Raw genomic sequence first — 11,810 nt, forward strand, 5'->3', positions numbered from 1 at the left:
GCAAACACAAATGAAGATGACGCGATGCTGTATGACCTTAAAAACAATAAATCACTCCGTATAAACAACAACTGAAGCAATGTTAAAAAAATCTTCAAACAAAAATCTCAATTCAGCAGCACTGGTAAAGTTGAAAGAAGCTGCGTCTGAGAACGAGAAAATGGTGGATGCTATGCTGGAATCTTCAGAAGAAGGACTCAGCGAAAACACGGTAAAAGACCGTTTAAAAATTTACGGTAAAAATGAAATTGCCACCCAAAAGGCTCCCTCATGGGTAAAGCAATTTGCCCATTCATTCTTTAATCCTTTCAATTATATTCTGGCCTGCATTGCTTTGATTTCATTATTCATTGATGTTATTCTGGCTCCGGCCGAAGAAAAGGATCTCAGTACCAGTATTATCATTTCGGTAATGCTATTGTTCAGTACTATCTTGAGATTCATTCAGGAGTTCCGAAGCAATAAGGCTGCTGAAGCTTTAGAGAAAATGGTTAAAACAAGCTGTCTGACCAAAAGAAAATTTAAAGAAAACGAAGAAATTGAAATTACGGAAATTGTTCCTGGAGATATCGTAGTTCTTTCAGCCGGTGATATGGTTCCTGCCGATTGCAGAATTATGAAAAGCAAGGATCTTTTCATCAGTGAATCTATTCTCACCGGAGAAGCGCTTCCTGTAGAAAAAAATGCATTTCCTGTCCATGATGCTAAAGACAAAAATCCTCTTACCCTGCAAAACATTTGCTTCATGGGAACCAATGTGGTAAGTGGCTCTGCAACAGTTGTTGTTGCCAACACCGGTATTTTCACGTACTTCGGGAGCATCAGCAGAAGTCTGGTTTCCAAAAGACCAGAAACTGCTTTTGACATTGGAGTTAATAAAGTAAGTTTTTTGCTAATCCGCTTTATGCTGGTAATGACGCCCGTTATTTTTCTCATCAACGGATTGGTAAAGGGTGACTGGATGCAGGCTTTATTATTCGCTATTGCGGTAGCTGTAGGACTTACTCCGGAAATGCTTCCCATGATTGTTACTGCCAATTTAGCAAAAGGAGCGGTCAACATGAGTAAAAAGAAAGTGATCGTTAAACGGTTAAATGCCATTCAGAACATCGGGGCTATGGATATCCTTTGTACCGATAAAACCGGAACCCTGACTTTGGATAAAATTGTTTTGGAAGCTCACCTCAACGTTCGCGGTATTGAAGATGATGAAGTTCTGAAATGGGCTTACCTTAACAGTTTTCATCAAACCGGTCTTAAAAATCTGCTCGATCAGGCAGTCCTTGATCACGCAGAAGTTCATCATCTCTTGAAAGCCGATGAACTTTATCTGAAGGTAGATGAAATTCCTTTTGATTTTGAAAGAAGAAGAATGTCTGTGATTTTGAATACGTCCAAAGGCAAACATCTGATGATTTCCAAAGGTGCTGTGGAGGAAATGCTTTCTTTATGTAAATACGCTCTGGACCCCGGAGAAGACCATAGTCTGCATATTGAGAATGATAATATTGTTCCATTGGATGATCTTGTGAAACAACAGATTATCAAAATGTCTGAAAAACTGAATGCAGAAGGATTAAGAGTTTTATTGGTTGCCATCCGTGAATTCGATGGAGATCATCCGCTGAATTATTCCGTATCGGATGAAAACAACCTTACGTTAACCGGTTTCATAGGCTTCCTTGACCCTGCTAAACCTTCTGCGGCACCAAGTATACAGGCGTTACATAAATTAGGTGTTGAAGTAAAAGTGGTGACCGGAGATAATGATATTGTAGCCAAAAAAATATGCCATGATGTAGGAATTCCTGTCAACACCATTATGCTGGGAGATGAATTGGATAACATCAGTGATAAGGAATTAAGTAAAGATATGGAGCTTTATTCCGTTTTTGCCAAAGTCAGCCCTTTACAAAAGCAGCGTATTGTAAAAATCCTCCGTTCAAAAGGACATACTGTAGGGTTTATGGGTGATGGGATCAATGACGCGGCAGCCATCAAAGAAGCCGATGTAGGTATCTCAGTAGATACCGGAGCAGACATCGCGAAAGAAAGTGCGGATATCATCCTGTTGGAAAAAGATCTGATGGTACTAAGAAGCGGAGTGATCTATGGCAGAAGAACCTTTGGGAATATCGTAAAATATATAAAAATGACAGCCAGCAGTAATTTCGGAAACATGTTCAGCATGATTGGAGCCAGTGCGTTACTGCCGTTTTTGCCGATGCTGCCGTTACAGATTTTAACCCAGAATTTACTGTACGATGTTTCCCAATCTTCTATTCCTTGGGATACGATGGATAAAGATTTTCTGGAAAAGCCAAAAAAATGGGAAGCTGGTAGCATTAAAAATTTCATGCTGTACATCGGGCCGCTAAGTTCCATTTTTGATTACGTGACTTTTGCAGTGATGTTCTTTATTTTCAAAGCCAACACTCCCGAAAACCAAAGTTTATTTCAGACGGGTTGGTTTGTGGAAGGATTATTATCTCAGACCTTGATTGTACATATTATCAGAACGAAAAAGATTCCTTTCATCCAAAGTTGGGCTGCCGCTCCAGTAGTTGCTTTAACCAGTCTGATTATGCTGATCGGAATAATGATTCCTTTTACCCCGGCAGCTTCCTATCTGAAAATGCAACCGTTGCCTTTAGCTTATTTTCCTTACCTCATCGGAATTCTTACAGGCTATTGTATCCTCACTCAGTTTGTGAAACAATGGTTCATTAAAAAATTTGGACAATGGCTCTGACAGGCGATTCTAATAGTTTTCTAATAACTTTCTAAAGACTTTCTAACGGACTATCAGAAACGTTGAAAATACCTTTGCGGCGATAAAAGGGGTTTAAAAAATTCTAAAAACACAATAAAAGCTTGAAAATAAAAATCTAAGATTTAATTCCTTGTTATAAACATTTTATATGAGAAGAATAATAGTAACAGTAATACTTTTGGCAGTTGTTACATCCTGTAAAAATTCCAAAAGTGAAGACACTCAGAATCGGGATTTGCAACTGAACGGGAATAAAGTCACCGTTCCTGAAAACAATCCTGTTTTCAAAAAAATAAAAACCGAAGTCGTTTCTGAGCAGGAACACAGTGATGGTGTTGTTTCTGCGGGAACTATTCAGGCCATTCCCAATCATTATGCTGAGATTGCAAGTCCTTTTTCAGGAAGAATTACAAAATCTTTTATTCAGTTGGGGCAAAATGTATCTGCAGGCAGTCCGCTATTTGAGATTCTTTCTTCCGATTATTTTGCGGTCCAGAAAGACTACACGGATGCTTTGAATGATGTGCAGCTTGCAGAGAAAAATTATAAACGTCAGCAGGATCTTGTCAAACACGGCGTAGGAATACAAAAAGAACTGGATGAAGCGGAGACGGATTTTAAAAATAAAAAAACTTCCCTGTCAAATGCTACTTCCGCTTTAAAAGTCTACAACAGCAAAGGAGGCGGCATCGGAAGTCCTCTTATTGTAAGGGCTCCGATCAATGGAGAGATTATTTCCAACAAAATCGTTAACGGTCAATATCTGAAAGGAGATGCTGATCCGGTGATGATCATTGCTGAACTTTCTAAAGTATGGATTTCAGGGGATGTTAAAGAAAAAGATATCCGCTTTGTCAATACAGGAGACCATGTATCGGTAAAAGTAAGTGCCTATCCGGACAGAAACATTACAGGGAAAGTATATCATATCAACGAAATCGTAGACGAGAGTACACGAAGCATAAAAGTCCTCATTGAGTGCGATAACCCGGACAGAAAATTAAAACCCGGAATGTATGCTACCGTTAATTTTTCAACAACTCCTGTCCGAACGGTCATGATTCCAGTTACCGCATTAATGCAGCAGGACAGCTCACAGTATGTATGGATAAAAACCGGTAAGAATCAATTTGCCAAACGCTCCGTCACCACCGGAGAAACAGATCAGAAAACAGTAAGAATTACCTCAGGATTGAAACCGGGAGATACCATCATGACTGAAGGGGGAATTTATATGCTGGATGCAAAATAATGTCAATGAAGTTAAAGGTATAAAGCCAGTAAGAGATGTCGTCTTTTAAAACTTTATACAAAAATTAAGAATTATGAAGCAATTACTTACAATCTCTATACAGAAGAGATGGCTGATGCTGGCCCTCTTCGTCTTACTGGGGTTTTTCGGATATTATTCCTGGACCAAATTATCAGTGGAAGCCTATCCCGACATTGCCGATGTTACCTCTCAGGTTGTAACACAGGTTCCGGGACTGGCGGCTGAAGAAGTAGAACAACAAATCACCATTCCGCTTGAACGCTCATTAAACGGGCTACCGGGAATGCATGTGATGCGAAGTAAAAGTACTTTCGGGCTTTCTATTATTACAATGGTTTTCGATGATGGTGTGGATGACTACTGGGCAAGGCAGCGTATCCAGGAAAGGCTGTCTGATGTGACACTGCCTTATGGTGCACAACCGGGTCTTGACCCGCTAACCTCCCCTATCGGCGAAGTCTATCGTTATATTATTGAAAGTAACAACCACAGTTTACGCGAGCTGACGGATTTGCAGAAATTCGTTATTATTCCCCGCATCAAACAGGTGTCAGGGATTGCAGATGTCACCAACTTCGGAGGAATCACCACCCAGTTTCAGGTTGAACTGGATCCTCACAAACTCGAACAATACGGGCTTTCATTATCTGAAGTAACCGAAACGATTTCTAAAAATAATGTCAGTGCCGGAGGAAGTATGCTTCCCCGAGGAAATCTGGCGTATGTTATTCGTGGAATAGGTCTGGTAAAAGATTTGAACGATCTCGGGAAAATAGTGGTAAAAACAGAAAACGGTGTTCCTGTCTTTCTGAATGACGTTGGAACCTTAAAATACGGGAACCTTGAAAGAAAGGGAATTCTTGGCTATACCGACAGAAAACGAAATTATTCCGAAAGCGTGGAAGGTATTGTTCTCCTGCTGAGAGGCCAAAACCCCTCGCAGGTACTGGAAGGTGTTCATCAGGCAATCGAAGAATTGAATAATGAAACCCTGCCGGCAGGAGTAAAAATCCATCCTTTCCTGGACAGAACAGATCTTGTGGATACAACCCTTCATACCGTTTCTCACACTCTGACAGAAGGAATCGTACTGGTTATTATTGTCCTCATTGTTTTCCTCGGAAGCTGGAGAGGTGCTTTACTAGTGGCTATTACCATTCCTTTGTCGCTGTTATTTGCATTTATCCTGATGCATTTTACCAATATTCCCGCGAACCTTCTTTCTCTTGGAGCGATCGACTTTGGAATCATTGTAGACGGTGCCATCGTGATGCTGGAAACCATCCTTAAAAAAAGAGAAGATAACCCTGAAGAAGCTCTGGAAGAAAAAACAATTACCAAAAGAGTGATTGAGGTAGCCAAACCTATTTTCTTTTCTACCATTATCATCATCACGGCGTATCTTCCATTATTTGCTTTTGAAAGAGTAGAGAAAAAATTATTTACTCCCATGGCATTCACTGTAGGATATGCTTTATTCGGAGCCCTTGCCGTGGCGTTGCTTCTGATCCCGGGAATAGCGTATGTTATTTATCGAAAACCACAAAAGATCTATCATAATAAGTGGCTGGAAAAAATAAGTACTGCCTATGGAAAAAGAGTAGAAAAAATAATGAAGGCTCCCAGAAAAGTCATTCTACCTGTAAGCATCGTCCTATTATCTGCCGGAATTTTATCTTACACCGTAGGAAAAGATTTCCTGCCCGAACTGGATGAGGGTTCTATCTGGCTGCAGGTACAGCTTCCACCGGGAATTTCTCTTGCCAAAGCTAAAGAAATGAGTGATACCTTACGGGCCAGAACTTTAAAACATTCGGAAATTACCTACATGATGGTGCAGGCCGGACGTAATGATGACGGAACAGACCCATGGACCGCTTCCCACTTTGAAGTTTCCGTAGGAATAAAACCTTACGACCAATGGCCATCCGGAAAAACAAAAGCAGACCTGATCAAAGAGCTGGCTGCCGACTATAAAGATATGCCTGGATTCACTGTAGGTTTTTCACAACCGATGATCGACGGGGTAATGGATAAGATCTCAGGGGCGCATAGTGAATTGGTTGTAAAGGTATATGGCGATGATTTCAAAGAAACCAGAAGAATTGCCGAAAATGTTTTATCAACATTGCATAAAATTCCGGGTTCTGCCGATCTAGCTATTGACCAGGAACCTCCGCTGCCCCAACTTCAGATCATTGCCGACAGAGATAAAATCGCACAGTATGGCTTAAACGTAGCTGATGTCGCCGATCTCATTGAAGTGGCACTCGGAGGAAAAGCTATTTCCCAAATTTTTATCGGAAATAAAGTCTATGATATTTCCTGCCGATACACAGAAGACAGCCGTGATACTCCCGATAAAATCGGAAACCTGATGCTTACCTCTGCTACCGGAACCAAAATTCCATTATCACAGGTGGCAGAAGTAAAATTAAGCACAGGGGAAAGCACCATAACCCGTGAAATGAATAAACGACATCTCACGGTGAAGCTTAACCTGCGGGGTACCGACCTTTCTTCTTTCCTGAAAAAAGCTCAGGATCAGATTGAAAAGGATATTACCTACGACCATGAAAAATATCAGATCAAATGGGGTGGTCAGTTTGAAAACCAGAACAGAGCGTATTCCAGGCTGGCATTTATTGTTCCGTTGGCATTGGCGGTTATGTTCCTGTTATTGTACGGGGCATTCGGAGACTTTAAGCAGGCTTTGGTTCTGATGTCGATTGTTCCGTTGGCTTTATTCGGGGGAATGCTTGCCCTCAATATCCGTGGAATGTCCCTGAATGTATCTTCAGCAGTAGGATTCATCGCTTTATTCGGGGTTGCTATACAGAATGGAGTGATCATGATTTCCCATATCAATGACCTGCGAAAGAAAGGTTATGGCCTCAAAGATTCAGTAATCAAAGGAGCTCATGACCGTTTCAGACCGGTACTGATGACGGCAACTGTTGCGGTGATCGGTCTATTCCCGGCATCTCTGGCAACAGGAATCGGTTCAGATGTACAACGACCTCTGGCTACAGTAATCGTTTACGGACTGATGTTCTCTACTATTTTAACCCTTTTCGTGCTACCGGCTATTTATTATATGGCAGAACGTCGCAATGAAAAACAAAATCCGGAATCAAATGAAGCAATTACATATGAAGAGTAAAATTCATTTTATCATCGCCACTGTCATGGTAATGAGCCTTACAGGAATGGTAAAAGCACAGGAAAAGGAGCTTTTGCGTTTTGATGAATACCTGAACCTGGTTGGAAAGAAAAATCTCGGATTTGCCTCCCAGAAATACAATGTGAGCAAGGCAGAAGCAGCCATCCGGACGGCCGGTATGTTTCCGGATCCCCAGCTGGAAGTGGAAACAACCAACAACGGGGTGAATAAAAATATGGGGTATGTGTATGGCACTTCCGTCGGATGGACCCTGGAACTGGGTGGTAAGAGGAAAGCAAGGGTGAATCTTGCTAAAGACCAATCAGAGCTTAGTAAAATACAATTAGAAGATTTTTTCAGAAACCTTAGAGCCGATGCAAGCCTAGGATATGTGGATGCTTTAAAATCAAAATCATTGCTTGAAGTACAGCAGGATTCTTACAAAAATATGCTCCAGTTGGCAAAATCCGACAGTATCCGTTATCAATTAGGAACTATATCGCTGGTGACTTCAAAGCAGAGTAAATTAGAAGCGGCATCCCTGCTCAATGACGTCTATCAGGCTGAAAGTGCTGAACAACAGGCATTAACTAATCTCTCTGTATTTATTAGTGATCACAGAACAACAGGCAGAGATGTAGACGGAGATTTTAACGCCTTCAACAGAGAGTTCAATATTGATGACCTGATGCTTCAGGCACTCAATGAAAGAGCAGATCTATTGGCGGCCAGACAAAATACACAGGTAGCCAAAAGCCAGATCAATCTTGAAAAAGCGAATCGTGTGATCGACCTGGGACTGAGTGCCGGGGCAGAACGTCACACGGAAGCCACCAACGAAATTGCTCCTTCTCCCACAGTAAATGCCGTAAAAGTAGGCGTAAGTATTCCTTTAAAATTTTCCAACAGAAGAAATGCCGGATTGAAAATAGCTGAAATGGCTCACTCGCAGGCTGAGGTTGAATATCAACAGATCGAACAAGGAATACGGGCTGAAGTTATGCAGGCTTACCAACAATATACGGCCACTCAAAAGCAGGTAAAACAATTCCACAACGGAATGCTCAGTGAAGCAAAAAGTATCCTGGATGGTATTATTTACAGCTATAAAAGAGGAGAAAGCTCTATTCTGGAGGTTCTGAATGCACAACGTACTTATAATGATGTAAGAAAGGATTATTACCAGGCTCTTGCAGACAATGCTGCGGCATTAATAGAACTTGAGCGCCGGGCAGGGATTGGGGATATCGAGTTTTAAGGTAGTGGGAAAAAACGGAGAAGGACGAGGGAGTTTTTTCAAAACCGGGCATCAAATGAAGACCTAATTTGTTGCTTTGTGTAGCCCGAAATTTTTCCTCAAAAGGCTAGTATTTCTCAATAGTACAAAAAAGGTTTCCAACTTCCCCCTTCCCGCAAATAAAAATCCCTGGAATTGTAGAAATTCCAGGGATTTTTTTATTTTTTATACTGAGATTCATACATGCTGATCCAGTCTTCTACCGTCATTTTTCTGCTCAATTCACCGATTAATTCAAAAGGGATATCTTCCACTTTTTTAAAACGAACACAGGACTTCCCCATGTCCAGTTTTTTCTTTGAATGCTTAGGGTATTCAGCCACAAACCAGTCCAGAAGCTCCGGTGTAGAATATAGCCCCATATGATATAAAGCAATAAAATTCTTCTGGGAAGCCAGATTGATAAACGGCAAAGGGGTATTGGCAGCACAATGATAACCGGCAGGATAGGTTTTCAACGGGACCGCCCATCCTATCATTCCATAACTGGGATTTTCTTCAAAACCGTTTGGTAAATTCTGATTGATGGTATTAAAAAGCTTTGTAAAAGCCTCTTGTCTTTCTTCAGGAATCTTTGAAATATAATCTTCTATAGATACGGCTGGAATCTGCATGATTTATTTTTTTCTAATGTACAATTATTTTATAAAATTGTATACACTAAACATCTGAACATCCTTACCGTTTTTTTGTAAGAACATCATTTTATTAACGTTAGGAACATACTGAATCATATTACCGTCTGCAAACCCATAATTCTGGAAGAAATTTCCTCCTTTATAAGTAAGATTTACTTCCTGAGGTTTCAAAGTGGCAAAATCAAAAACTTTCATAGAAAAGCCGGTGTTTCCAAATGCTCCTTTAGGATAAAATGTAGAAATATAAAGGTTATTTCCTGATTCTGTCACATGAATTCTTTTTCCCGTAGAAGCTCCCGCTGCCACAAACTGTGTCACATCACCTTCTTTATTAAATTTCATCAGCATTCCCGCTTCCAGTTTATATACAGGATCCGGAAAACGATTCATAGCTGTAGGCATCGGTCTCGTTACCGTTTCCTGCTGAACAGCCATTAGAATATCCTCTCCTTTGATGATGGTTTTGATGACTTTCACATCGTTCATATCTTTATCACCTCCCAAATTGGTATTGCTGATCACTGCTTTCCCGGACTTCATATCATAGAACATCACCGTTCCAAATGTGCTGGCACCAATAGTCACTGCAGCTTTTTTTCTTCCGAAAGAGATCAGATAATCATTATCATTTTTACTGACCGCATATAGCTTTTCAGGAATGTATTTATCATCAAAAGGAAGGTCTTTATCTTCTGTATTGGAAAGTAATTCCAGTTTATAAGACTCTTTCCAGCCGGCAGCTTTACGCAATACGACAATTTTTGCTGAATTGGTCAGTGCAAAAGATTTTTCCACATAGTCACTACTCAAGGTAATTTCTTTGTTCCAAACGGGAGAAAGCGTTCTGAGATCCAGGACAAGAACATCATTGATATTTTCTGTTTTTTTATTTGCAAATCTGTCATTAAAGATGGCCGCGTATTTTCCGTTTTCTGAGAAAAGAACATAGGTAGTTCCGGATCTGTTGGCAGATTCAATGCTGTACTTTGCGATACTTTTTGTCGTAAAAGTTCCGTCTTTTTTACTGAAAACATGCTGGAAAACTTCCTTTCTGTTTTCTTTTCCAAAGTACTCTTCCGTGAATGCTACGAACTTATCATCATCAATCTGTTGTGATCCTAAATAATTATGAAGCACTCCATTGGTTTTGTTAGCGTAATCTTTAGTGTAAGTGTCAACCAGACTTCCGTTCTGATCCAGTTTTCTCATCAGTAATTTCTTGTGAGGAAACACATTTCTCATTAGCCCGTCAATATTGATTGCACTGAACATATAAGAACTGTAATCATCGGCCAATACTAGTTTATCATCAATTTCAAGGTTGGCATCTACAGTAAATTTTGTACCCTCAGTTACTTTGGTCTGGGCAAATGAGTATACAGAAGCCGTCATTAATGCGGAAGCAATAATTTGTTTAATCATATTATTTTCAAATTCTTAGTTATTGTAAATTTTTTCTTCTAATCTCTTCAGTTCAAGATTAGCATCGTAGGACAATTTGATATCAACCAGATGTTCCTGTAATTCGTTTAGATATTTTTCTGCTTCCTGATAATTTCCAAGGGCAATATTCAATCGTATCAGATTAAAATAAAGGTATTCACCGATCTTTTGATTGTAAGCCGCTTTTTTATCCTGGTAATTTACTTTTGTCAAAGCACTTTTCCAGATATCAATGCCTTTCTGCATATTTTCCATAGCCACTTTATTGGGAGCATAATCAGGTTTTGCCTGAAGTTTTTTCAGGTTGGTTGTAACGTAGATATAGGCTTTTTCCAGATCATCATATTCTCCTTTATTCTTTACAGTAGACAATGTCACCATAGAATTAATGGTCTGATACCCGAAATTATCATTAATAATATTCCGTGTACGATCCATAGTTCTCTGTAAGAAACTTTTTTCCTGAGCATTCAGGTTGATCTCATTGGTAGGCACGCTCGCTACTTCCGTAAAATCGGAAAAATAAGTTTTATCAAGCTTTACAGCTCCATTTTGTTTCCCGATAATTCTGGTTGGCTGGTTGGCAAAAGTTTTCCCCTGGTTATCCTGAAAATTTGTTCTCTCCATTTCAATGGAAATGTCCAGATAATTTCCTCCTTTTGAAAAACCAATCACATTCATTTGAGAAGCCAGGATTTTATTGTCCACGATCAATGCCTCTTTTAAATCAGGCTGTCTGTAAACCGGCACCGGTGGGATATTCAGTACAGGTCTGGAGGGAATTCTCAATACCGGACCACCATTGTTTGTTGCAATTTTTTCAACCGCTGATAATTTACTGTATTCAGCAGACTCCAGTTTATATTTTTCCTGAAGTTTTTTTACTTCTGCATCATAATCCTTCAATCTTTCTGCATGCTCCAGCTTGGCAGACTCTACATTGGCCTGATAATTATCTACCTGTCTCTGGTAATCTTCTTTGGATTGTTTGATAACATCATCCTTGGTAATATTGTAAGGTGATTTTACGGTGATCGTATAATTTCTGTTGGCAAGATCTGTAGCGAAAACAGGTTCTTTTAACAATTGAAAACTGATGGTCTCCTTATCAATTCGCTGTGCATGCGAAAATGATGAGCACAATAACGGAATTAAATAAAATAGTTTTAATTTATTCATGGGTTTTGTTTTTTCGGCGCAAATGTATAATAATTTCATCAACT

7 protein-coding genes are annotated in these 11,810 nt (G+C 39.9%); 4 read left to right on the plus strand and 3 right to left on the minus strand.

What is annotated here, in order from left to right; genetic code table 11:
* Positions 1-79 precede the first annotated feature (79 nt).
* From mgtA to H3Z85_03585, 4 genes are all read left to right on the plus strand, one after another.
* Positions 80-2,752, plus strand: a complete 2,673-nt coding sequence (mgtA, locus tag H3Z85_03570) for a magnesium-translocating P-type ATPase (protein QPQ52562.1) — start codon at positions 80-82, stop codon at positions 2,750-2,752.
* A 169-nt stretch (positions 2,753-2,921) separates the two neighbouring features.
* Positions 2,922-4,025 (plus strand): efflux RND transporter periplasmic adaptor subunit, encoded by a 1,104-nt coding sequence (locus H3Z85_03575; protein QPQ52563.1) that lies wholly within the window; start codon positions 2,922-2,924, stop codon positions 4,023-4,025.
* A 73-nt stretch (positions 4,026-4,098) separates the two neighbouring features.
* The gene (locus tag H3Z85_03580; protein QPQ52564.1) at positions 4,099-7,209 is read left to right on the plus strand and encodes an efflux RND transporter permease subunit; all 3,111 of its coding nucleotides are present in this window, start codon (positions 4,099-4,101) and stop codon (positions 7,207-7,209) included.
* Entirely contained in the window at positions 7,199-8,467 is a 1,269-nt protein-coding gene (locus tag H3Z85_03585) for a TolC family protein (protein ID QPQ52565.1), read from the plus strand. The genes H3Z85_03580 and H3Z85_03585 overlap by 11 nt, the downstream gene beginning before the upstream one ends.
* Before the next feature lie 197 nt (positions 8,468-8,664).
* Here H3Z85_03585 and H3Z85_03590 read toward each other — a convergent pair whose 3' ends face one another.
* Genes H3Z85_03590 through H3Z85_03600 form a run of 3 tightly spaced genes read right to left on the minus strand, consistent with a single transcriptional unit; the run spans position 8,665 to position 11,766 of the window.
* Positions 8,665-9,120, minus strand: coding sequence for a DUF1801 domain-containing protein (locus tag H3Z85_03590; protein QPQ52566.1), 456 nt, complete (start codon positions 9,118-9,120; stop codon positions 8,665-8,667).
* 24 nt (positions 9,121-9,144) lie between these two features.
* Entirely contained in the window at positions 9,145-10,566 is a 1,422-nt protein-coding gene (locus H3Z85_03595) for a hypothetical protein (protein ID QPQ52567.1), read from the minus strand.
* A gap of 15 nt (positions 10,567-10,581) precedes the next feature.
* Complete coding sequence (locus H3Z85_03600) at positions 10,582-11,766, minus strand: hypothetical protein (GenBank protein ID QPQ52568.1); 1,185 nt, start codon at positions 11,764-11,766, stop codon at positions 10,582-10,584.
* Positions 11,767-11,810 lie beyond the last annotated feature (44 nt).

This window comes from Chryseobacterium indologenes (assembly GCA_016025055.1).
GTDB lineage: Bacteria > Bacteroidota > Bacteroidia > Flavobacteriales > Weeksellaceae > Chryseobacterium > Chryseobacterium indologenes.

Excerpts from the sequence above, each read along its gene's own strand:
- mgtA (QPQ52562.1), top strand. The coding sequence starts at position 80 with ATGTTAAAAAAATCTTCAAACAAAAATCTCAATTCAGCAGCACTGGTA.
- H3Z85_03580 (QPQ52564.1), top strand. The coding sequence starts at position 4,099 with ATGAAGCAATTACTTACAATCTCTATACAGAAGAGATGGCTGATGCTG.
- H3Z85_03585 (QPQ52565.1), top strand. The coding sequence starts at position 7,199 with ATGAAGAGTAAAATTCATTTTATCATCGCCACTGTCATGGTAATGAGC.
- H3Z85_03595 (QPQ52567.1), bottom strand. The coding sequence starts at position 10,566 with ATGATTAAACAAATTATTGCTTCCGCATTAATGACGGCTTCTGTATAC.
- H3Z85_03575 (QPQ52563.1), top strand. The coding sequence starts at position 2,922 with ATGAGAAGAATAATAGTAACAGTAATACTTTTGGCAGTTGTTACATCC.
- H3Z85_03590 (QPQ52566.1), bottom strand. The coding sequence starts at position 9,120 with ATGCAGATTCCAGCCGTATCTATAGAAGATTATATTTCAAAGATTCCT.
- H3Z85_03600 (QPQ52568.1), bottom strand. The coding sequence starts at position 11,766 with ATGAATAAATTAAAACTATTTTATTTAATTCCGTTATTGTGCTCATCA.